At 71.5% G+C, this 22,155-nt stretch carries 18 protein-coding genes; 4 read left to right on the top strand and 14 right to left on the bottom strand.

The genetic code is table 11. The annotated features are described in order from the left end of the window. The first annotated feature begins 13 nt into the window (after window positions 1-13). From IE195_RS19805 to IE195_RS19790, 4 genes are all read left to right on the top strand, one after another. Window positions 14-1,561, top strand: a complete 1,548-nt coding sequence (locus IE195_RS19805) for an Hsp70 family protein (RefSeq protein WP_191273619.1) — start codon at window positions 14-16, stop codon at window positions 1,559-1,561. Next, on the top strand, window positions 1,558-2,118 hold the full coding sequence (locus IE195_RS19800; protein ID WP_191273617.1) for a nucleotide exchange factor GrpE: 561 nt from the start codon (window positions 1,558-1,560) through the stop codon (window positions 2,116-2,118). The genes IE195_RS19805 and IE195_RS19800 overlap by 4 nt, the downstream gene beginning before the upstream one ends. Beyond that, window positions 2,115-3,770: a serine/threonine-protein kinase gene (locus tag IE195_RS19795; protein ID WP_191273615.1), complete on the top strand. Its 1,656-nt coding sequence runs from the start codon at window positions 2,115-2,117 to the stop codon at window positions 3,768-3,770. The genes IE195_RS19800 and IE195_RS19795 overlap by 4 nt, the downstream gene beginning before the upstream one ends. Window positions 3,771-4,079: 309 nt before the next feature. After that, window positions 4,080-4,889 (top strand): FHA domain-containing protein, encoded by an 810-nt coding sequence (locus IE195_RS19790; RefSeq protein ID WP_191273614.1) that lies wholly within the window; start codon window positions 4,080-4,082, stop codon window positions 4,887-4,889. An 8-nt stretch (window positions 4,890-4,897) separates the two neighbouring features. Here the strand turns inward: IE195_RS19790 and IE195_RS19785 are convergent, their stop codons facing one another. The 14 genes from IE195_RS19785 to ruvX form a co-directional block, all read right to left on the bottom strand. Continuing rightward, complete coding sequence (locus tag IE195_RS19785; RefSeq protein WP_191273612.1) at window positions 4,898-5,821, bottom strand: hypothetical protein; 924 nt, start codon at window positions 5,819-5,821, stop codon at window positions 4,898-4,900. 106 nt (window positions 5,822-5,927) lie between these two features. Further along, entirely contained in the window at window positions 5,928-7,349 is a 1,422-nt protein-coding gene (locus IE195_RS19780; protein ID WP_191273610.1) for an NAD(P)/FAD-dependent oxidoreductase, read from the bottom strand. A 195-nt stretch (window positions 7,350-7,544) separates the two neighbouring features. Beyond that, complete coding sequence (locus IE195_RS19775) at window positions 7,545-8,039, bottom strand: MarR family winged helix-turn-helix transcriptional regulator (protein ID WP_191273608.1); 495 nt, start codon at window positions 8,037-8,039, stop codon at window positions 7,545-7,547. A 199-nt stretch (window positions 8,040-8,238) separates the two neighbouring features. After that, on the bottom strand, window positions 8,239-9,465 hold the full coding sequence (locus tag IE195_RS19770; RefSeq protein ID WP_191273606.1) for an aminotransferase family protein: 1,227 nt from the start codon (window positions 9,463-9,465) through the stop codon (window positions 8,239-8,241). Window positions 9,466-9,947: 482 nt separating this feature from the next. After that, window positions 9,948-12,437 (bottom strand): phenylalanine--tRNA ligase subunit beta, encoded by a 2,490-nt coding sequence (gene pheT, locus IE195_RS19765; protein ID WP_191273603.1) that lies wholly within the window; start codon window positions 12,435-12,437, stop codon window positions 9,948-9,950. Next, on the bottom strand, window positions 12,437-13,555 hold the full coding sequence (gene pheS, locus IE195_RS19760; protein ID WP_191273601.1) for a phenylalanine--tRNA ligase subunit alpha: 1,119 nt from the start codon (window positions 13,553-13,555) through the stop codon (window positions 12,437-12,439). Before pheS ends, pheT begins: the two co-directional genes overlap by 1 nt. A 185-nt stretch (window positions 13,556-13,740) precedes the next feature. Beyond that, entirely contained in the window at window positions 13,741-14,979 is a 1,239-nt protein-coding gene (locus IE195_RS19755) for a sensor histidine kinase (protein ID WP_191273599.1), read from the bottom strand. A gap of 547 nt (window positions 14,980-15,526) precedes the next feature. Further along, on the bottom strand, window positions 15,527-16,375 hold the full coding sequence (locus IE195_RS19750) for a TrmH family RNA methyltransferase (protein WP_191273597.1): 849 nt from the start codon (window positions 16,373-16,375) through the stop codon (window positions 15,527-15,529). A gap of 25 nt (window positions 16,376-16,400) precedes the next feature. Further along, entirely contained in the window at window positions 16,401-16,772 is a 372-nt protein-coding gene (gene rplT / locus IE195_RS19745; protein WP_191273595.1) for a 50S ribosomal protein L20, read from the bottom strand. 170 nt (window positions 16,773-16,942) lie between these two features. Continuing rightward, entirely contained in the window at window positions 16,943-17,137 is a 195-nt protein-coding gene (gene rpmI, locus IE195_RS19740; RefSeq protein ID WP_191273593.1) for a 50S ribosomal protein L35, read from the bottom strand. A gap of 186 nt (window positions 17,138-17,323) precedes the next feature. Then, window positions 17,324-17,872: a translation initiation factor IF-3 gene (gene infC / locus IE195_RS19735; protein ID WP_229826313.1), complete on the bottom strand. Its 549-nt coding sequence runs from the start codon at window positions 17,870-17,872 to the stop codon at window positions 17,324-17,326. Between the two features lie 431 nt (window positions 17,873-18,303). Beyond that, entirely contained in the window at window positions 18,304-19,140 is an 837-nt protein-coding gene (locus IE195_RS19730) for a shikimate dehydrogenase (protein WP_191273591.1), read from the bottom strand. After that, a complete protein-coding gene (mltG, locus tag IE195_RS19725; RefSeq protein WP_191273589.1) occupies window positions 19,140-21,524 on the bottom strand; it encodes an endolytic transglycosylase MltG in 2,385 nt (794 codons plus the stop codon). The genes IE195_RS19730 and mltG overlap by 1 nt, the downstream gene beginning before the upstream one ends. Next, window positions 21,521-22,009, bottom strand: a complete 489-nt coding sequence (gene ruvX / locus IE195_RS19720; protein ID WP_191273587.1) for a Holliday junction resolvase RuvX — start codon at window positions 22,007-22,009, stop codon at window positions 21,521-21,523. Before ruvX ends, mltG begins: the two co-directional genes overlap by 4 nt. Window positions 22,010-22,155 lie beyond the last annotated feature (146 nt).

The raw sequence follows: 22,155 nt of genomic DNA, 5'->3' as shown, positions 1-22,155 counted from the left end.
GGACACACCACCAGTGACAGAACCCAGAAGCCCCGTCGTCGGTATCGACCTGGGGACCACGAACACGGCCGTGGCCGTCATCGACGAGACCGGCCGCCCCGAGATCCTGCGCAACAGCGAAGGCGCCAACACCACACCGTCCGCGGTCTACCTGACCAACGGCGAGGCGATCGTGGGCACCCCCGCACGCCACCAGCGCCTGGTGAGCGACACCGACGTGATCGAGAGGGTCAAACCGCACATGGGCGACCCCGAATGGCAGCGGGTGACCAGCGACGGGAAACGCCACACCGCGGAACAGGTCTCGGCGTTCATCCTTCGCAAGGTCTGCGACGACGCCTCCGTCGCGCTGGGGTCACCCGTCACCCGGGCGGTGATCACCGTGCCCGCCTACTTCGACGAAGCTCGGCGGCAGGCCACCAGGGACGCCGGGAAGATCGCCGGGCTGGAGGTCGAACGCATACTCAGTGAGCCCACCGCGGCGGCCCTGGCCTACGGTCTGCGCGAACGCGACGCCGGGAACATCCTCGTCTACGACCTGGGCGGGGGCACCTTCGACGTGACCGTGCTGCGCATCGGGAGCGGAGACTTCGACGTGGTCGCCACCGCCGGTGACGCCCAGCTCGGCGGGGCCGACTTCGACGACCGGCTGGAGAGCTGGGCGAATTCGAGGGTGGTGGAGCGCGGCGGCACCGACATCGACGACAGCGGCGACCCGGGTGCCCGGGGACGGCTGCGTGAGCAGTGTGAATCCGCCAAACACCGGCTGAGCACCACCGAGACGGCCTCGATCTTCACCGAGGTCGGTGAGCTGAGCATCAGCCGTGCCGAGTTCCGGGACCTCATCCACGACCTGCTGCAGCGCACCCGGGTCCTGACCCGGGAGGCACTGCGCCGGTCCGAGGAGAAAGCCGGGATCACCAACGAAAACCTGGACGAGGTCCTGCTGGTGGGCGGGTCCACCCGTATCCCGGCGGTTCGGGAGCTGGTCGCCGAGATCACCGGCAGGACCCCGAACCAGCGGCTGCACCCGGACGAGGCGGTGGCGATGGGCGCCGCCGCGCAGGCCGAACTCCTCGACGCCGAAGCGGACGACCGCGAGTCCACGATCGGCACCCGGTCGGTCAGCGACATCACCGCGCACGGCCTGGGCGTGATCTCCCTCAACGGCGACCAGACCTCGGACGTCAACAACGTCATCATCGCGGGCGGCAGCAAGGTCCCGGCCCAGGCCCACCAGGAGTTCTACACCGTGGTCGAGGACCAGCGGACAGCCCTGATGCGGATCACCGTGGGCGACCACACCGATCCCGAACGGGTCACCGTCATCACCGAGGACCAGCAGGGCGTACCCATCCCGCTGCCCGCCGCCCCCTACCCCAAGGAGTCACCGATCCGGGTGACCATCTCCTACGACGTGGACGCAATCGTGCACGTCACCGCGACGGACGGCCGCAACGGACGCTCCCTCGGGGACATCGAGATCGAACGCGCCAACAATCTCGGCCCGGAAGAGGTCGAGCGCCTCTCCACCGACCTCCAGCGAAGGACCGTGCGTTGAACCCCGACGAGCCCGTGGCACCGCCCGAGACGGAAACCGACCCCTGTCAGGAGGCCCTCACCAGGCTGGGACAGCTCCAGGACCTCTTCGTCCGGCGGCTGTCCGAGGACCGGGACAAACGCCACCTGATCGAGGACCTGAGCGACCGGCTCCGCGCCGCCGAGGACGGTGTGGTCCAGGAGTACCTGACCCCCTTCGTGATCGGTGCCGCCAGGATCATCGACCGCATCGACGCCCGCGCCTTCACCGAGGCGGAGGCCGGGCACCCGCCGGGGAGCCCCGGCGAGCAGCACCTGGCGTTCGTGCGCAGCCTGGGGTCCGAGCTGGTCTCGCTGTTGGAGCAGCACGGGGTGGAACAGGTCCGGGCGCGGGTGGACGATCCGTTCGATCCGCACCTGCACGACATGGTGCACCTGCACGGAGCCAGAGCCGCACACGGTTCGCTACGGGTCCACGCCGTGCTCCGGCGCGGATTCCAGTACCGGTCCCGGCTGCTGCGCCCGGTCCGGGTGGTCGCCTCCGTCGCCGCCGAGGGCACGGAGCACCCCGCCCCGTGAACCGTCGCACCTGGGCCGTGCCGCCCCTCGAACCGCTCAACCCCCTGGACCCCCGGGTGCTGGGCGGACACGTGCTGCTGGGCCGGATCGGCAGCGGCGGCATGGGGGCGGTGTTCCTGGCCCGCACCCCCAGGGGGGCGCTCGTCGCGGTCAAGGTGGTCAAGCCCGGCTACGCCTCCGATCCGGACTTTCGCGCCCGTTTCGCCCGTGAGGTCGCCTTGGCGCAGCGGATCCGGGCCAGGTGTACGCCCGCCATCCGCGACGTCGGGCTCAACGACACCCGGCCGTGGATGGCCATGGAGTACGTGCCGGGACCGACCCTGTCCGCGCTGGTACGGAGGGGAAGGCCCTTCGCCGGAGCGGCGCTGCTGGCCTTCGGTCTGGGGACGGCCGAGGCCCTGGTGGCGATCCACCGGGTCGGGGTCGTACACCGGGACCTCAAACCCGGCAACGTGTTGCTGGGCCCGCAGGGCCCCTGTGTGCTGGACTTCGGGATCGCCCGAGCCTGTGACGCCGCGTCGACCACCCGGACGGGGGCGGTCTACGGCACACCGGGCTATGTCAGCCCGGAGCGGTTCTCGGGGCACGAGGGACCTGAGGCGGACGTGTTCGCCTGGGGGGCCGTGGTGGCGTTCGCGGCGACCGGGCGGCCCGCTTTCGGCACCGGTGAGGAGATGGCGCGCAGGGAGCGGGCCGCACGGGGAAGGGCCGACCTGGACGGGGTACCCGAGCCGCTCCTGCCGCTGGTGCGGGCGTCCCTGGCCCCCGACCACCGGGCGCGCCCGAGCGCCGGGGAAGTGTTCGCCGCCCTGGCCGACACGCTGGACTCGGACACCGCCACAGCGGACGGTGGGGAGAGCCACCGCGACCGTACCGACCGGCTTCTCGCCCGCACCTGGAGCATTCCCGGAAAGAGCGGCGGGCGAGGGCAGACGGTACCGGATCGGCCCTCCCCTGCGCTCCCGGCGCGGGGGGCGTCCCCGGACCGGGAGCGCCCCGGGAAGGCGGGTCCGCCGCAGCGGGTCCGTGTCCCGGGCTCGCGCGCCCCGAGGCCGGTGCCATCGAGACGGCCGCCCGCGCCGCAGCGCGTCCGGCTACCGGACCGGCCCAGGGCACCGGAACGAACACGGGCACCGGAACCCTCCGAACCGAGGGTCTGGGCCCGACTGCGGACGGATCCACCCCGTTGGCGGCAGACGGTGGCGGTGGCGGCGTGCCTTCCGCTGCTGCACCTGTGGTCGCTGGCGGTGGGCATGGTGGCGCAGGCGGCGCAGACCCCCTACACCGCGGACGCCGCGGCGGCGGGGACCGCCATCGGTGCCGACGCGGCGGCCCGCTCGGCCGATCTGTACCTGCCGCTGATGGCCGTGTGCGTGGCCGTCGGCCTGCTCAGGGCACATCTGGTGCGTTGGGCGGTGCCGACGGCCGCGGCCCTGGTCGCGGTGCTGTCCCTGCCCGGCCTACCCCTGCCGGAACTGTGGGCACCGCGGTCCCTGTACTCGGCGCTGGCGACCTTCGGCGGCGGCTGGGAGCAGTGGGTGATGTGGGGCGGCGCGTTCCTGGGCCTGCTGGCCGCGGCGCTGTTGGTGTGGGCGGCGCTGCTGGGCGGTCGGCCCGGCGCACCGATGCGTTCGACACCGCGACAGACCTGACCACTCCGAAGAAGAGCACCGTGAAGGGCACGGTGCCACGAAAGTAGGGAGAAACACCATGGAATGCCGAAAGTGCAACCGCCCGACACACGACTGCAGCGGATGCAACGGCGGTCGTGCCAGCGATTTCGGGAACAGGCTGACCTGTTCCAAGTGTGACAACACCGGCCGGGTCTGCCCGGTACACGGGGGCCACTGGAAGGGCTGAGTCACCCGTTTCGTCGAAGGAGCAGAACATGTCGGCGGCCCTGCCCCACGGGCGGGGCCGCCCCCGGGCGAAGGGAACGACCCAATGGAGAAGAACGGCCCATGACGCGAGAACACCCCTGCGTCCAGGTCATCGGGCCGGACGGCGCTGAACACTCCGTGCCCTCCGGCGCCTGCCTGGTCTTCGGGCGCAGCCGCCACGCCGACCTCGTGGTGCTCGGCGACCCCGGACTGTCCCGGCTGGCCGGGCAGATCACCGTTTCCACGGACGGGGCGCGGATCAACAACCTCAGCCGCAAACACGGTCTGATCGCGGTGGTGGACGGCCAGGTGAGCCAGCTTCCGCCGAGTGGGGCCCGGGACCACGGGGTGCTGTTGGTGACGACCGGGCGGGCCCGGGTGGGTTCCCCCCACATGCACGGCGGCGGATCGATGATCGAAGTGCACGTGGACAGCGGCGCGGTGGCAGGGCCACCGCGGCTGCCGGACGTGGCGGAGGAGACCGAGACCGCCACCCGTATGCGCCTGGGCCCGCACACCAAGGAGTTCGTCACCGCACTCATGCTGTGCCGGGACTGGCTGGGCGACCCCACCCGTTCCCGGGCCCTGCCCACCTCGGTTTCCGTGGCCCGGGAGGCCCTGGCCGCCACCCACACCTGGGACCAGCTGAACCGGTTCGACGCCGGCCAGGCCGACGTACGGGCCAGGATCACCCGGCGGGTGGAAGAGCACCTGCGCCACCTCAAATGGAAACTGGTGGACTCCGGGGCGCTGGAGCAGGGCACCCGGGTCACGAGGGAACGGCTGGCCCACCATCTGATCGCCCTCCGGGTCCTGACCCCGGCGCACCTGCGGTTGCTGGAGGACGAGGAGTGGTTGGCGGCCCAAGCAGAGCTGTGGTGGGATGCCTGAGCAGGCGGTCAGCCCCAGCGGAGGCCGTAGGCGAGCCCTGGGCGCAGGGCGGTGAAATCGGTGGAGTAACCGCCGTCGATCGGAACCAGGGGGTCGCGGGGCAGGTCGTCCACGGCCCCGTGCGGTACCCCGGGCACCCGCCAGGCTCGCGGGGGCGGCTGGTCGGTGAAGCGGACCACCAGGCTGAAGCGGTCACAGCGGCGCAGGGGTCGGAAGACGTACCGCGGCGTGAAACCCTGCTGGGACGGTACGCGCAGGCTCACGGTGAAGACATGCCGCTCCCCCAGGGCCAACGGTCTGGGGAGCCGCACGTGGTGCCGGAAGTAGGTCGGCGTGGGGCGCTCCCGTGTCACCGAGCACGCGCCGGACACGAGCTCCAGCTCCAGTTCCTGCGGGGTCTCGTCTCCGGGTTCGGCTCGGGGCAGATGCGCCGAGACCACCACCTGCTCCAGGTCGTCCACGGTCGCGACGATCTCGCGTTCCTCGAACGACTCGACACCGTGCGCACCCAGGCGGAGCGTGGTGCGCAGTCCGGCCAGCCACCAGCCCGGGGGGACGTATCCCGGCCCAGGAACGGGGGTTACGGCCTCGGACTCCACGTGTTCCACTGCCTGGTCGAGGTAGCGCCGGGCCGTACGGGCAGAGGTGTACAGTTCGCGCGCCACCCACTCCAGCCGCCGGCCGAGGACGGGGGCGTCGGCGTCGGGGTGCACGCCCAGACCGGCGAGGAAGGCCAGCCGCAGGTCCTGGGGAAGGTCCCGGGAGAGTTCCCGCAGCGTGGCGATGACCATGCGGCGTACCTCGGTCGGGCTCTCCGCCCCGGTCAGCCCCACCATTCGGGCCAGGTGCGGACCCACGAGGCGTTCGGGGTGGTCCCCCCGGATGCCCCTCCTCGCCTGGAGCCGCCGCAGCTCATCAGCCAGTACACCCATCCGGCCCTCCCCAAACCATGACAGGTCACCGATTCTGCCACGGGAGGCGGTGCCGGCACCGGAGAACGGGGAGAACCCGCGACCGGCTTCCCGACGCCCGCCGGTGTCAGTTGCCCGGCATCCGGGTGGCCAGGTCGGCCAGGCGGGAGGTGTGCCCCTTGCCCTCGGTCCTGGACTCGCGGCGGTCGGCCGTGCGGTAGAGGCCGCGCACGACCTGTGTGCCCATCCAGCGCAGCGGTTCGGGTTCCCAGCCGCGTACCTCGTGCCCGACCCACGGCAACCGGGTCAGATCGGTGCTGCGGCCCAGGACGAGGTCACGCAGGGTGCGCCCGGCCAGGTTGCTGGTGGCGACCCCGCTGCCCGCGTAACCGCCGGCCCAGCCCAGGCCGGACTCGGCGTCCAGGTTCACGGTCGGGGACCAGTCCCTGGGAACCCCGAGCACCCCGGACCAGGCGTGTTCGATCGGCACGTCCACGAGGTCGGGGAACATCCGGGTCAGGGACCGCCAGAGTTCGGCGATGGCCTGGGGCTGGGTGGCGCCCTCGTTGTCCTCGGAGAACCCGATGCGCTGGGGCCCGCTCCGGCCGCCGATGGCGATGCGGTCGTCCGCGGTGCGCTGGGCGTAGATGTAGGAGTGCGCGGTGTCGCCCAGGACCTCGCGCCCCTCCCAGCCGATGCCCTCCCACAGTTCGGCGGAGATCGGCTCGGTGACGATCATCGAGGAGTACATGGGGCGCCACCGGCGGCGCTGGCCGCGCAGGGTCGAGGTGAAGCCCTCGGTGGCCCGGACCACGTGGTCGGCGTGGACCGTGCCGTGTTCGGTGACCACGGCCGGGCGTTCGGAGCCCGACCGGGGCCGGATCTCGGTCACGGCGGTGTCCTCGAAGATCTCCACACCCATCGCCTCGACCACCCCGGCCAGGCCGGTGACCAGTTTGGCCGGGTGGACGCGCGCGGCGTGCGGCGAGTACCCGGAGGCCACGGCCCCGTTCACGGAGAGCCGGGGCTCGTGGTCGGGGCCCACCATGTGGATGTCGTCGGGCCAGTACCCCCACTCCTGGAGGTACTCGATCTGCCGTTCGAGCCGTTCGTGCTGGGCTGCGTTCGCGGCGACCAGGCGCATGCCGCCCTTGACGATGTCGGCGTCGATCCCCTCGGCCCCGGCGACCGTGACCACCTCGTCCACGGTGGCCATCAGTGCACGCTGCAGGGCGACCATGGCCGCCTTGCCGTGTGACCGTGCGTAGTCCTCTCGGGAGCCCGAGAAGTCAGCCGACAACCACCCTCCGTTACGACCGGAAGCACCGAAGCCGGCGAACTCCCGCTCGAGGACGGCCACCCTCAGGTCCGGCTGGTCCTTCTTGAGGTAGTAGGCGGTCCAGAGGCCGGTGTAACCGGCGCCGACGACGCAGACGTCGTAGTCGGCGCCGCCGGGAAGGGGTGCTCTGCGCTCGGGAAGGCCCCCGTCCCGGAACCAGAAGGAGACCCCGCCGTTGGCGAAACGCGAGGATCGGGGAATCGGCCTCATCTGGGCAGCAGTGGTGAACAGCCTCATCATTCCCCCCGGAACCTCATGCTCCGACCCACCCCGCGTTGGGCCCTCGAACTCTGGCCAACCTACATGGGAACGAAGGCACGTGGGATGTTTTCTACGCATTCGCGAGGATCATCGATCCCAGGAGGTAGGGATTCGACTACGCACAGTTCCATCCTGGTGCTCCGGTCATTCGCGAGAGCTGTCACGGAGAGTACGCGCGATAGTGGCGAGTTGTCGAACCCCTCCCTCTCCGAGCGGGGTGAGAACGTGCTCTCGCAGCCGTTCGACGTGGCGGTCCCGGGCGGTGCCGATGAAATCGAGCCCCTTCTCGGTGAGGGTGGCGTAGACGACGCGGCGGTCGTTGGAACAGTTGTGCCGCTCCAGGTAGCCCTCCTTCTCCAGGCGGTCCGCCAGCTTGGTGAACCCTCCCGTACTGAGGCTGACCTCCCGGGCGAGGCGGCTCATCGGCAGCTGGTGGTCCGGGGTGCGCTGGAGGCGGATGAGGACCTCGAACCACGGGCCCGCCATGTCCTTGCCGTCGGGGGTGATCCCGTACAGCAGCCGGGGCTGTATCTCGTTCATCGCCTCGTGCACCAGGCCCCAGGCCGTGATCAGGTCGTCGTCGCTGGGTCCGGCGCCCCCGCGTGAGCGCTCGTCGGTCCCGCTCGGCCGTGTGCTCATACCCTGCCCCCTGTCGTGCCCTCGGGGGAGGCATCCCACCCCCAAAGAAGTATCTTCCCAGTAAATATTACTCTAGGGTAGCGATTTTTGACAGAGGTTTCCCGAGGGAACGAAAAAACCCACCGCCGCACACGGCAACGGTGGGACCCACAGGGGTTTCTCGGACGGGGAGCCCGAACGGCTTCCGGGCTCCCCGCCCTCAGTGACGGGCCATCACGGCGTCCAGGGCCGCCGACAGGGTGGACACCAGATGGTCGATCTGCTCCCAGGTGACGATCAGGGGCGGCGAGACCAGCAGGGCCTTGGGAACGGGCCGGACGACGACCCCGCGCGTACGGGCCTCCGCGAAGACCTCGGCCGTGGTGATCCCCCGGCCCGTCAGGGCCTCCTCCGTGAGCTCCACCGCACCCATCACCCCCACCCCGGAACGGACCTCGGCGACCAGCGGGTGGCCGGCCAGGCCCTGCAGCGCCGAGTCCAGGTGGGTCTCCACCTCGCGGGAAACGGTGAACAGGTCCTCGCGCTCCAGGATGTCCAGGTTAGCCATGGCCGCCGCGCAGGCCGTCGGGTGTCCCGCGTAGGTGGTCCCGTGCAGGAACGGGTTGCCCGCCTCGTTCCAGAACGGGTCGGCCACCCGGCCGCTGACCACGACGCCGCCCAGCGGCAGGTATCCGCTGGAAACGCCCTTGGCGAAGACGATCATGTCCGGGTTCACCCCGAACCGCTCGATCCCGAACCAGTTCCCCATCCGGGCGAAGCCGCAGATCACACTGTCCACGATGAACAGCACGCCGTACTTCTGACAGATGCGCGCCACGTCCGTGAAGTAGTTCTCCGGTGGAAGGAACACGCCGCCCGCACCGATCACCGGCTCGGCGAAGAAGGCGGCGACCCGGTCCGCGCCGACCCGCAGGATCTCCGCCTCCAGCGCGGCGGCGGAGTCGTACGGCACCACGGAGGTGTCCTCGATGAGCTTGCCGTAGCCGGTACGGAAGCGCTCCATCCCGATGATGCTGGTCCCGAAGCCGTTGAGGCCGTGGTAGCCCCCGGTCCGGCTGATCAGGTGCTGGCGCCCGGGCTGCCCCTGGGTGACCCAGTAGCTGCGGGCGAGCTTGGCGGCCGTGTCGATCGACTCGCCGCCCCCGCAGGTGAGGATCACACGCGGGTCCTGGACCGGTGCGTGCGCGGCCAGGCGCTCGCTGAGCTCCATGGCGGGTACGTTCGCGAAGTCCCCGTAGACGGTGTAGGCGTCCAGGGTGCTCATCTGACGGTGGACCGCGTCCGCGATCTCAGCGCGGCCGTGGCCGACGTTGCAGTACCAGAGGCTGGCCGTACCGTCGAGGTAGCGGTCACCGAACTGGTCCCAGAGCCACGCGCCCTCGGCGCGGGCCACCACGAACTCCGGGCCCTTGGCCACGGCGTTCATATCGCAGAAGGTATGCCAAAGACGGCTGGGCTCCCGGTGTTCCTTGGGAGTGAGCGCGGACGAGACAACCGTTTCGGTCATATGGCGACCTCCGAGCCGTGACATGCGCGAGAGCGCGCAGCGGAAAACGGATCTGACCCTCACCCGGGCGCCCAGGTTGTGGCAGCTAACTGCAGGCTAAGTTCTAGGGACGCTCCGCAGCAAGAGCCAAAACGAGCTTTCATGCCCCGAAACCCAAACTTCATTCCAGCTACCCTCGGCTCTTCGCACCAAAACCCCTACTGCGCTGGAAAAACAGCCCGATAATTTTCTTGGAATCCGGGTCCTGAGACCCGCTGTTTCGCAACACACCGGGCTCTGCGGAGGCTTCCGAGCCGGAGCACGCGGCCCCGGAACGTCATCCCGTCACACGGGGGCGGGGCGGGCCTCCCCGTAGGAGGAACCCGCCCCGTCCCACCGTGTTAACAGTGTGTTTCCCGAGGCTAGCCGCGCAGGACCGCACCCGTCCGTTCGGTGGCCAGGGCCACGGCGGCATCACGGGCGGCACCGGCCTCCTCCGCCGTCAGCGTGCGGTCGCCGGCACGGAACCGCAGGGCGAAGGCGACGGACTTGCGCCCCTCCCCGACCTGCTCGCCGGTGTAGACGTCGAACAGCCGCACGCTCTCCAGCAGCTCGCCGGCGCCCTCCGCCAGGGCCGCGCTGACCTCGCCGACCGGAACCGAGGCGTCGACGACCAGGGCCACGTCCTGGGTGGCCACCGGGTAGGCGGACACCTCGGGGGCGGTGACCTTGGTGCGCGCCCGCTCGACCAGGTCGAGGTCGAACTCCGCCGCGGCGCTGCGCTCGGGCAGCCCGAAGGCCTTGACCGTGCGCGGGTGCAGTTCACCGGCGTGTCCGACCAGGACTCGCTCGCCCTCCACCCGCACGAACAGCGCCGCGCAGCGGCCCGGATGCCAGGGGGCGTACTGGGCGGCCTCGACCTCCAGGTCCACCCCGGCCACCCGGGCGACGTCGCGGACGGCCTGGATCGCGTCGGCCCACCCGGCCTCCCGGCCCGGGCCCCACCAGCCGGCGTGCTCGGCGGCACCGGAGAGCACCACACCCACCCGGCGCGGCTGCTCCGGCAGGGCGGCGTCGACCAGCTCCAGCTCCTCGGCGCTGGGGCCGCGGTCCACCGGCAGCAGCGGGGCACGGCCGGCCCCGGCCCTGGGCAGGTAGACCAGCCCCATCTCGAAGAGGGCGACGTCGTTGAGGCCGCGGCCGACGTTGCGCGCCAGGGTCCTGAACATCCCCGGCAGCAGCGTGGTGCGCAGCAGCGGCTCCTCGTCGTTGAGCGGGTTGGCCAGCCGCATGCTGACCCGGCGCGGGTCGTCGGCCGCCAGCTGGAGCCCGTCGAGGTCGCGCTCACCGAGGAAGGGGTAGGTGAGCACCTCGTTGTGGCCGCTCGCGGCCAGGGCCCGGCCCACGGCCCGGCGCAGGCGCTGGCTCCCGGTCAGGCCGCGGCCGAAGCCCTTGAACCCGATCGAGGGGATGTTCTCGTACCCCTCCAGCCGGATGACCTCCTCGGCGAGGTCGTTGGGGTCGGTCAGGTCCGGCCGCCAGGACGGCGGGGTCACCGTGAGAACGTCACCGTCGGCCTCGAAGGAGCAGCCGACGGCGCGCAGCCACCGCTCGGTGGTGCCCTCGGGGTAGTCGACCCCGGCGACGGCACCGGCGTGGCCGGTGCGGATCGTGATCCTGGTCGGCTCCACCGGAAGGCTGACCTCGGTGTAGGCCGTCTCGACGTCCGCCCCGCCCAGTTCGGCGAGCAGCTCCACCGCGCGGGTCGCGGCCGCCAACTGCACCCGGGAGTCGATCCCCCGCTCGAAGCGGCGGGAGGCCTCCGAGGAGAGCTGGTGGCGGCGCGAGGCCCGGGCGATGTGCCGGGGGTCGAAGTGCGCCGCCTCCACCAGCACGGCGTTGGAGGACAGGCCGATCTCGGTGTCCAGGCCGCCCATCACACCGGCGACCGCCTGGGAGCCGGTCTCGTCGGCGATGACGATGTCGTCGGGGTCCAGGGAGCGCTGGACGTGGTCCAGGGTCTCCAGCTTCTCGCCCGCCTCGGCGGCGCGCACGGTGAGGGTTCCGGTGAGGCGGTCCCGGTCCCAGGCGTGCAGCGGCTGGCCGAGTTCGAGCATCACGTAGTTGGTGACGTCGACGGCCAGGGAGACGGGGCGCACCCCGCTCTGGTGCAGGCGGCGCTTCATCCACAGCGGGGTCGGCGCCTCGGGGTCGAACCCGGTGGCGCCGCGCAGCACGATCCGGTCCGCCAGGGCGGGGTCGGCGATGGCGGCGGGGTGGCCGGGGCCGACCGGTCCGGCGATGTCGACCTCGGCGGGGTCGCGGAAGTCGACCTGGTAAAGGGCCGCGGTGTCGCGGGCCACACCGCGCATGGACAGCGCGTAGCCGCGGTCGGGGGTGACCGCGATGTCGAGCACGTCCTCGCGCAGGCCGAGCGCCCCGATCGCGTCCGCGCCGACCTCACCGAAACCCTCGGGCAGGACGACGATGCCGGTGTGGTCCTCCCACAGGCCGAGTTCGGTGGCCGAGCAGATCATGCCCGCCGACGTCTTCCCGTAGGTCTTGCGGGCGCCGATCCGGAACCCGCCGGGCAGTTCGGCCCCGGGCAGGGAGACGATGACCAGGTCACCCTCGGCGAAGTTGCGGGCTCCGCAGACGATCTCCTGCGGTTCGCCGGTGCCGTTGGCCCGTCCGACGTCGACCCTGCAGTAGCGGATGGGCTTCTTGAACCCCGTGAGCTCCTCGATCTCCAGCACACGGCCGAAGACGACGGGTCCGGTCAGGTCGGCGCCGAGCTCGTCGACGGTCTCGACCTCCAGGCCCGCCAGGGTCAGGCGGGAGGCCAGTTCGCGGGCGGTGACGTCGGCGGGGAGCTCGACGTACTCGCGCAGCCAGGTCATGGGAACACGCATCAGATCTCACTCCCGAAGGCCGAGGTGAAGCGCACGTCACCCTCGACCATGTCGCGCATGTCGCGCACGCCGTGCGCGAACATCAGTGTTCGTTCGATTCCCAGGCCGAAGGCCCAGCCGCTGTAGACCTCGGTGTCCACGCCCGCGGCGGTCAGCACGCGCGGATTGACCACACCGCAGCCGCCGATCTCGATCCAGCCCTCGCTGGAGCAGGTGCGGCACGGCTCGTCGGGGTTGCCCACCGACCTGCCGTGGCACACGAAGCACTCCATGTCCACCTCGGCGGAGGGCTCGGTGAACGGGAAGTAGGAGGCGCGGAACCGGGTCCGCAGGGCCTCGCCGAAGAAGGACTCGACGAAGGTGTCGATGGCGCCGCGCAGGTGGGCCATGGTGATGCCCCTGTCCACGACCAGGCCCTCCAGCTGGTGGAAGACCGGGGTGTGGGTGGCGTCGAGCTCGTCGGTGCGGAAGGTCTTGCCGGGCGCGACCACGTACACCGGGAGCTCCCGCGAGAGCAGCGCGCGAACCTGCACCGGGGAGGTGTGGGTACGCATGACCAGGCCGGACTCCCCACCCTCGGGGCCCTCCACGAAGAAGGTGTCCTGCATGGTGCGGGCCGGGTGGTCGGGCTGGAAGTTGAGCGCGTCGAAGTTGAACCACTCCGCCTCGACCTCGGGGCCCTCCGCCACCTCGAAGCCCATGCCGACGAACACGTCGGCCATGCGTTCGGCGATCGTGGTCAGGGGGTGGCGGGCGCCGCGGGGGGCGCGGTCCCAGGGGAGGGTGACGTCGACGCGCTCCTCCACCAGGACGCGCTCGTCGCGCTCGGCCTCCAGGACCGCCTGGCGGGCCTTGAGCGCCTGCCCGACGTCGCGCCGGGCACCGCCGACACGCTTGCCGGCGTCGGCCTTGGCGGCCGGGGGCAGCGCGCCGATCTCCCGGTTGGCCAGGGCCAGCGGGGAGCGGTCCGAGGCGTGCGCGAGCCGGACCTCCTTGAGTTCGGCGAGATCGGCGGCGGCCTCGATGGCGGCCAGCGCCTCCTCGCGCATGCGGGCGACCTCGTCGGGGTGCAGGGGGGTCACCTCGACCGGATCGAAGGAATTGTTCGGTGCAGACATGGTTGGTTGCCTCGCCGTCACCACTCCCCGATCAGGGGAGCGGGACGGCAGTCACGGTCCGCCACAGGGCGGACGAAGCCGACAGGAAAAGCACAGGCGGTTCTCGGGCAGCCCGGGAAGGGTCCGTCGCGGGGTCCGGGACATGCCGAGTGCAGCCCGCCGGGGAGGCCGAGGGTTCTGAGGGCTCAGACGAACTCGGGGGTCCCGGCGGGCATGGTAAATCGGAACTCGGCGCCGCCGTTGGGGGCGCGTCCGACGGTGATCGTGCCGCCGTGGGCCTCGACGAGGCCCTTGACGATGAACAGTCCGAGGCCGGTTCCGCCACGGCGCTTACTGCGCCAGAACTGGCGGAAGACGCGCGGAATGGTCTCGGGTGCTATGCCCTGGCCTTCGTCGCGCACCGACACCGCTGCTCCTCCCTCACACGGCTCGATCACGATACTGACAGTACCAGCGCCGTGCCGCACCCCGTTTTCCACGAGGTTGGCGAGGATCTGTTCGAGTTTGTCGGCGTCCAGCCACATCTGGGAGAGTTCGCCGTGGGTTTCGACCCGGAAGCGCTCCTCGGCCTCCCCGGAGGCGACGCGGCTGGCGACGACGCGGCGCACCATGGCGGGCAGGTCGACGACCTGGCGGCGCACCTCCAGCCGCCCGGACTCGATACGTGAGACGTCCAGCAGGTCGTGGATGAGCCGGGTGACGCGGTCGGCGTCGGCGTTGACCGTTTCCAGCATGAACAGCTTCTGCTTGTCGGAGAGCCGTTCCCACTTGTTGAGCAGGGTGGAGGTGAAGCCCTTCACGCTGGTCAGCGGGGAGCGCAGCTCGTGGGCGACCTCGGAGACGAGGTCGGCCCGGGAGCGTTCGGCCCGCGCGGAGGCGTCCCTGAGGGTGACGACGAGGCGGACGAGCGCACCCCCGGGCCGGGCCCGCACGTAGCGGGCGGCGACGAGGATCTCGCGTTCGTCCGGCAGGCAGAGCACCCGTTCGGGCTGGCGGGTGCGGTCCCGGTCGCCGCCGTAGGGGTCGCTGGACTCCCACCAGTCGTTGCCGTCGAGTCCGTTGAGGGGCAGTGCGGCACGGTAGTCGCGGCCGAGCGCCGCCTCGGCCGGGACCCCGATGAGCTGGGCGGCCTGAACGTTGAAGAGGACGACCCGGCCCCTGGCGTCCGCGACGACCACCCCGTCGGGCAGGTCGTCGGCGTGCAGGGAGGGACCGACCGCCCCGCCGAGGGCGGAGTCGACGTCCCAGAGGGCGGGCGCGGGGCCGTGCTGGTCCCCGGTCCTGCTCTCCGGTTCCGTGGTCCTCTCCCGTCCGGCGGAGTCGTCGGCGCCGGGTTCGACCTCGGGGACGGGGGTCCGTGAGGGTTGCGCCGCCGCACCGTCGGAGTCCTCCGCCGGTTGGCCCGCCTGCCGGCCGCTGCCCACGCCTCTCCCCGCTCCCCTCCGAAGGTCCGCGACCACAGGACTCCTGGGTCGGGATCGCTGACCGGTGGTGTCCGTCGTACCTCTCCCCCGAACACCACCGCAGACCTACCCTGCACTCCCACCTGGTACGCCTGATGATCCGGGATACGGCGGCGCGGGCGGAGCCGGGCTGACCGGCACCACCGCACCGTCATCGGCCCGAAGGCGCCACCCCCGGCCGCCCGCGTCCGGTCTGCGAGCACCGTGTGCTCACACCCTGTCGCCAAGCCTGCCGGGGTACCACGGCCGTGCGCACGGCCCTACCCGTGACACGGGTCGGGTGAGGGCGCCCACGCCGGATCCGCATGAACCTCGGTGGTACGGGTCCGACCCTATCGACACTCGAAGCCCGTGCACGTGCATTTCGGGTGGTTGAGACCACCTGTTACCGAGCGTGTACATCCCCCCGCCGTCCGACCTGGGGCGAGGGCAAGGTAGTCACTGAGCGTGATTGCCTTCAGTGCGCCCACGACATGCGGAAAAGACCTCGGACGGTCGCGGTACGGCCTCAGGGGCGGCGCTGCTGCCTCGCGGTCGTGTACAGGCAGACCGCGGCGGCCGTAGCCAGATTCAGGCTTTCGGCCCCGCCGTAGATCGGAACGCTGACCGCGCCGTCGGTCAGCCGCACGATCTCCTCGGGCAGGCCCCAGGCCTCGTTTCCGAAGACCCAGCCCACCGGACCGTCCAGGTCACCGTCGTCGGCGAGCTGGTGGAGATCCCGGTCTCCGCCCCCGTCGGCGGCCCAGGCCCGGGCCCCGGTGCCGTGCAGGAAGTCGACCGCCCGGGCCGCCGGCACCCCCACCACCACCGGCAGGTGGAACAGGCTTCCGGCGGAGGCCCGCACGCACTTGCCGTTGTAGGGATCGACCGAGGCGTCGGTGAAGATGACGACGTCGGCTCCGGCCGCGTCGGCGGTGCGCAGGACCGTTCCGGCGTTGCCGGGGTCGCGCACGTGGGAGAGGACGACGGCGAGCCGCACGTCGGTGACGCTCTCCAGGGGCACGTCGACGAACTCGCAGACCGCGATGACCCCCTGCGGGGTGATGGTCTGCGCCAGTTCGGACATGACGTCGAGACTGACCCGGTGGGTGGGCACGCCCGCGGTGTGGGCGGCGTCCATGAGGTCGATGTGGCGCCGCATGGCCTCCGCCGTGGCGTAGACCTCGACGACACCGTGGGCGGCCCCACCGTAGGGGGACCGCCCGTCACCGCCGTTGACGGCGGCCAGTGCCTCCCGCACAGCCTGCGGCCCCTCCGCGAGGAAGCGCCGCTCACGCTGGCGGAAGGTGCGCTTGGCGAGCCGCCGAACCCCCTTGATCCTGGGTGACCGGACACTCGTGAACTCGTGGCTCGCCATCGCTACCTGTCTGCTTCTGTGCCCGCTAGGCCGCGGCGGAGGTGGGGAGGGCCTGCTTGGCCTTCTCCACGAGCGCGGCGAAGGCGGCCTCGTCGTTGACGGCCAGCTCGGCCAGCATGCGACGGTCGACCTCGATCTCGGCCAGCTTCAGACCCTGGATGAGACGGTTGTAGGTCAGGCCGTGAGCGCGGGAGGCGGCGTTGATCCGCTGGATCCACAGACGACGGAACTGCCCCTTGCGGTCCTTGCGGTCCCGGTAGGAGTAGGTCATCGAGTGGAGCATCTGCTCCTTGGCCTTGCGGTACAGACGCGAGCGCTGCCCGCGGTAACCACTGGCCCGGTCGAGAACGACCTTGCGCTTCTTCTTGGCGTTGAGAGCCCGCTTCACGCGTGCCACAGTGACTCCCTCATTGGTTCTTCCGGCGCGCACGGCGCGCCGACCGGTCCGGCCAGGACGGGCCCGGCGGCCGTGTTCGCTTCAGGTGGTCGTCCTCCGAGCGCCTGGCGCGCGCCGACCTGGTCGTACGCACGGGCAACTGCCGAGGAGGACGGGAGGTTCTCCGGTGTTTACTTGCCCAGGAGCTTCTTGATGCCCTTGGTGTCAGCCGGGGAGAGCACGGCCTCGTTGCCCAGCTTGCGCTTGCGCTTGGAGGTCTTGTGCTCAAGGATGTGGTTCTTGTTGGCACGGCGGCGCATGATCTTGCCGGATCCGGTGACCTTGAAACGGTCCTTGGCTCCGCTGTGGGACTTGTTCTTCGGCATGTCGCCGTCGTCTCCTACTCCGTCGGCGCGCCCCCCGTCTCGTCTGACGGGTGACGCGGTTGTTCCGCTGCTACGGCGGGATCTGCGTCGCACACCGGTGCATCACAGGCTGTTCGCGCACAGCCCACCCCACCGCCCGGTTCCGGCCTTCGCGACGGCCGGGCGGTGGGGGACTTCCCCTGGCGCCTACGCCTGGTCGCGCTCTTCGCGGCGGGTCTTGTCCCCCGCCGCGGCACGGGCCTCGGCCTTGTGCTCGGAACGCCGCTTGTGCGGACCGATCACCATGACCATGTTGCGGCCGTCCTGCTTGGGCTGGGACTCGACCGTGCCAAGATCCTGGACGTCCTGGGCCAACCGCGCCAGCAGCCTGCGCCCGAGTTCGGGACGGGACTGCTCACGACCACGGAACATGATCGTCACCTTGACCTTGTCCCCGCTCTTGAGGAACCGGACGACGTGACCCTTCTTGGTCTCGTAGTCGTGCGGATCGATCTTCGGGCGGAGCTTGATCTCCTTGATGATCGTGTTCGACTGGTTCTTGCGCGACTCACGGGCCTTGACCGCGGACTCGTACTTGAACTTGCCGTAGTCCATCAGCTTCGCGACCGGCGGGCGCGCGGTCGGCGCGACCTCGACGAGGTCGAGGTCCGACTCCTGGGCGAGACGCAGGGCGTCCTGCACGGAGACGATTCCGACCTGCTCACCGTTGGGCCCGACAAGTCGGACCTCGGGCACCCGGATACGGTCATTGATGCGGGGCTCTGTGCTGATGAGACCCCTCCCTAGCTTTCTCGGATTACCTGGGACCGGCCGTCCACCGTGTGGTGGTCGGCCTGTTCGACCGGGTCGCCCGTGCTTGTTCAGGCCACCCGCCCGCGTTGGGATCTCACCAAAAAGCGAAAACCCCGCCAGCGTGTGCAAGCGGGGTGATCCGACCGGATGTTCACGACGGAGACCCCGCACGTTCCGCGGACACCCCTGCAGGGGAGGCCGGCGAACACGGCGCGGTACGCCCATCGTCTGACCGGGACCCACACGGGCGGTGCCCGGTAGGTGGGAGGATCATCTCCGCTTGCGGCTGCCGGTGTGCGGAGCACACCGGACCAAGTCGATTACGTCCAATATAGCAGGGCCAGGCGACCGGCTGACCACCGATCCCTCCGGGGTCAGGAGCCGGCCGGCGCGGAGCGCCGGGCCAACTCCGCCTCGCCCGCGGCCCGCATGGCGCCGACCGGGACGTCCTCGACCCCGGTCATCAGCCTGACCTGGGCGGCGGCCTGGTGCAGCAGCATCGGGAAACCGCCGACCACGCGCCCGCCGCGGGCCGCCACCGCTCCGGCGGCCACGGTGGGCCAGGGGTCGTAGATCACATCGAACAGGTCGGCCCGGCAGGCCGCGAGCTGCTCGGCGTGCGCGTCCGCCGCCCCCGAGGGCAGGGTGGAGAGCACGAGGTCGACGTCCAGGTGCCGGGGGGCCTCCGCCAGCGGCGCCACCCGTACCGGACGGCCCAGGCGCTCGGCCGCCGCGGTGACCTCGCCGGTGCGCCCGGTGTCACGGGCCAGGACGGTGACCGGGCCGGGTGTGCCCAGTTCCCGCAGAGCCGCGAGGGCGGAGGCCGCGGTGGCCCCCGCGCCCAGGACGACGGCGTCGCGCGGGGCACCGGCCCCGGCCTCGGTCAGGGCCCGGGCGATCCCCGCCACGTCCGTGTTACGGGCCGCCCAGCCCGCGCCCCGCCGGACGAGGGTGTTGGCACCGCCGACCGCCGCGGCCAGGTCCTCGACCTCGGCGGCCAACTCCATGGCCCGGCGCTTGAGCGGCATGGTCAGGGAGAGCCCGGCCCACTCGGCCGGGTCCAGCCCGTCGAGGAAGGGCGCCAGCCCCTTCTCGTCGCATTCGAACAACCCGTAGGACCAGTCCCGCAGCCCCATGGCCGTGTAGGCCGCGGAGTGCAGGACCGGGGAGAGGGAGTGGGCCACCGGCGAGCCCAGGACCGCGGCGCGCATCAGTTCCCACCACCGCCCCAGGTCTCCTCGAAGCGCTCCTTGAGGACCTCGAACTCCTCGTGGGTCTCGGCGAACTCGGTGACGCCGTTCTCCGGGTCGGTGGCCACGAAGTACAGCCACTCGCCCTCGGCCGGCTCCAGGGCCGCCTCGATGGCGTCCTGCCCCGGTGCCACGAACGGCCCAGGGATGAGACCGGGCTTGTGATAGGTGTCGAACCCGCTGGTGTCGGCCTCACAGGCGGCGAGCTGCTCGCTGTTGAGCGCGATGCCGTACTCCCCGATCGCGTAGAAGCACGTGCTGTCCATCTGGAGCGGCATCTCGATGTCCAGGCGGTTGTGGACGACCCGGGAGATCTTGGGCATGTCCTCGGTTCCGCCGCTCTCGGCCTGGACGATGGAGGCGATCGCCATGATCTCGTTGGCGTCGTAGCCGAGTGCGGCGGCCTTGCCCTCCAGGTCGATCTCCGTTGCGACCTGTCGGTGCTGGGTGACCATGGTGCGCAGCATCGCCAGGGCCTCGGTGCCGGGCTCGAACTCGTACGTGGCCGGGAACAGGTAGCCCTCGGGGCCCTCCGTCGCGTACTCGGGCAGACCGAGCTCGTCCGTCTGTTCGTAAGCCGCCCGGAGTTCGTCCAGGTCCAGGCCCGTGTTGTCGGCGAGGTGCTCCAGAACCTGTTCGGAGCGCAGGCCCTCCCGGATGGTGATCCCTCCGCCGAGCCGGTTCGCCGGGTCGAGCAGGGCCGTCACCGCGCTCTGGCCGCTCATGCCCTCGGCCAGGGAGTAGGTGCCGGGCACCAGGCCCTCACCCAGTTCCTCCTCGGGCATCGCGTTGAGCGCGTTGGTGAAGGCCCGCACGCTGGCGACGACGTCCTGGTCCACCAGGCGCTGGGCGATGGCGGTACCGCTCTCGCCCTCCTCGATGGTGAAGACGACCTCGCCCTCGCCCTCGCCCGAGTGGTCGGCCGGGAACACGTAGGTGCGCATGACCCCGTAGCCGCCGCCGGCCACCACGAGCATCAGGACCAGGGCGAGCAGGATCATCAGGCCCTTGCTCCTGCGCCTTCGGGGTTTGCCCGCGGCGCGCCGGGCCGCCTGCGCGGCCTTGGCCCTCCTGGCTCTTTTGCGGTTGGCGCGGCTGTTCCCGTAGGCGGCCGCGATGTCCTCCAGCCGCTCCTCCTCGTAGAGGTCCTCCTCGGCCTCGTCCTCCACCGGGGGCTCGGGGTCGGGTGCGCCGCGGCGGGAACGGCGGGCACGACGGCGGCCACCGCGACGACCTGCGGGTTCCTCGTCCAGCGGGGCGGCGAAGGAACCGGTGTCACGCGAGGGCTCCTCCTCGGACGGGTCCGCGGGGGCCTCGGCGAAGGAACCGGTGTCGGCGGGTTCCTCCGCGGCCGCACGGCGGGAACGACGGCGGCCCCCTCGACCGGCGGGTTCCTCCTCCTGCGGAGGCGAGGCGCGGAACGCGCCGGTGTCGGCGGGTTCCTCCGCGGCCGCACGGCGGGAACGGCGACGGCCCCTGCGGCCCGCGGGTTCCTCCTCCTGCGGGGCGGCGAAGGAACCGGTGTCACGCGAAGGCTCCTCCTCGCCCCCCCTGGCCCGTTTGCGGCGAGAGCGCCGGCCCCTGGGCTCCTCCTCGGGCTCGTCGGCCAGGAAGGCGGGGACCGGTTCGTCGGGGTCGTCGTCCCAGAGGGGCGAGCGCGGCTCCGCCGGTTCCTCGGCGCGGGCGCGCCGGGCCCTGCGGGGCGGTTCCTCGTGGGACGGTTCCTCGGCCTGACCGTGCCCGCGCTCACCGGGACCGCCTGCGCCGCCGAAGGCACTGGGGTCACCGGGGCCGCTGGGGGCACCGGAGTCGCCGGGGACAGTGGGGGTGGTGGGGGCACCGCCGAGGTTGGCCAGGGCGGCGAGTGCCTCCTGGGTCGGGTCGCCGCCCGGGCGCTGATGGCTACCGGTGTCCGAGGGAGAACCCGTCCCGGGCCGCTGGGGGTCCTGTCCCCCGCCGCGGGCGGCACGGCTGCCCCGTAGCGCTTCGGCCGCACCCGAACGCCGGGGCGGCGCCGTCGGCCGTTCTCCGGTCCACGGTGCCTCGTCCGCGGGCGGTTCGGCCCTGCGGCGGCGCCCGGGCCGGCCCTGCGGGTCGAACTCCCCGGAGGGCGGGGAGGCGTACCGGGGGGTGCGGAACTCCCCGGTGGACGGTCCGGTGTGTCCGAACTCACCGGTGCCCGGCTGCTCCGGCCGGGGGGCGGACGGAGGTTCCGGGCGCGCCCGGCGCCCGCGCGGCGGCGGCTGCGCGGGCAGCGGGTCGGACAGCGGGTCGTAGTCGTAACCGCCTTCGCGGTCGGCACGCCCACGATAGGGATTGTCGGGGTAGTCATCCCTGTCGTTCATGAGTCTCCCTGGCTGGAGCGGACGATCTCGCCCGGGGGATGGCCTGTTGACCGTTCCTGGTCCAAAGCGCTCTGGAGGAGGACCGTGGCGGCTGCCTGGTCGATGACCGATCGGCGGGCCCTGCCCCCCTTGGCTCCCTTCTTACCGAAGGAGGCACCGGAGAGGAGCTGGCCCTGGGCGGTCACGGTGGTGAGTCGTTCGTCTACCAACCGGACGGGCACGGGGTGCAGGAGCTTGGCGAGCGTACCGGCGAACTCCCGGGCGGACCTGGCGGCCGGCCCCTCGCCGCCGGACAGCGAGGCGGGGTAGCCCACGACGACCTCGCGTGCCTCGCGTTCCAGGACCAGCAGGGCGATCCGTTGGATGTCGCCCCTGCCGCGCGGGACGGTCTCCACCGGGCTGGCGAGCATACCGCCGGGGTCGCTCGCCGCGACCCCGATGCGGGCGTTGCCTGGGTCGACGGCCAGGCGCACACCGTTCCTCAAGAGGACGTCTCCCCCGGACCGGGGACGGTTCGCGGGCGGGCTGTGCCAGTACGGGCACGGCACCGCGGCTGGGAAATCCTCAACACGGTGGTCCTGTTCATCAGCGTGGATCGCGGGCTGGGCCGCGCAGAGAGCCGTGTGCTCGG

Source organism: Nocardiopsis terrae, from assembly GCF_014651695.1.
Lineage (GTDB): Bacteria > Actinomycetota > Actinomycetes > Streptosporangiales > Streptosporangiaceae > Nocardiopsis > Nocardiopsis terrae.
The sequence above is the reverse complement of the archived record's forward strand: the minus strand, read 5'-3'. Positions and strand labels throughout refer to the sequence as shown.

Bases quoted from the DNA above. Each gene is read 5' to 3' on its own strand.
- IE195_RS19750 (WP_191273597.1), bottom strand. From the start codon at position 16,375: ATGGCGAGCCACGAGTTCACGAGTGTCCGGTCACCCAGGATCAAGGGG.
- mltG (WP_191273589.1), bottom strand. From the start codon at position 21,524: ATGAACGACAGGGATGACTACCCCGACAATCCCTATCGTGGGCGTGCC.
- IE195_RS19790 (WP_191273614.1), top strand. From the start codon at position 4,080: ATGACGCGAGAACACCCCTGCGTCCAGGTCATCGGGCCGGACGGCGCT.
- pheS (WP_191273601.1), bottom strand. From the start codon at position 13,555: ATGTCTGCACCGAACAATTCCTTCGATCCGGTCGAGGTGACCCCCCTG.
- IE195_RS19780 (WP_191273610.1), bottom strand. From the start codon at position 7,349: ATGAGGCCGATTCCCCGATCCTCGCGTTTCGCCAACGGCGGGGTCTCC.
- rpmI (WP_191273593.1), bottom strand. From the start codon at position 17,137: ATGCCGAAGAACAAGTCCCACAGCGGAGCCAAGGACCGTTTCAAGGTC.
- pheT (WP_191273603.1), bottom strand. From the start codon at position 12,437: ATGCGTGTTCCCATGACCTGGCTGCGCGAGTACGTCGAGCTCCCCGCC.
- IE195_RS19785 (WP_191273612.1), bottom strand. From the start codon at position 5,821: ATGGGTGTACTGGCTGATGAGCTGCGGCGGCTCCAGGCGAGGAGGGGC.
- IE195_RS19770 (WP_191273606.1), bottom strand. From the start codon at position 9,465: ATGAACGCCGTGGCCAAGGGCCCGGAGTTCGTGGTGGCCCGCGCCGAG.
- IE195_RS19775 (WP_191273608.1), bottom strand. From the start codon at position 8,039: ATGAGCACACGGCCGAGCGGGACCGACGAGCGCTCACGCGGGGGCGCC.
- IE195_RS19730 (WP_191273591.1), bottom strand. From the start codon at position 19,140: ATGCGCGCCGCGGTCCTGGGCTCGCCGGTGGCCCACTCCCTCTCCCCG.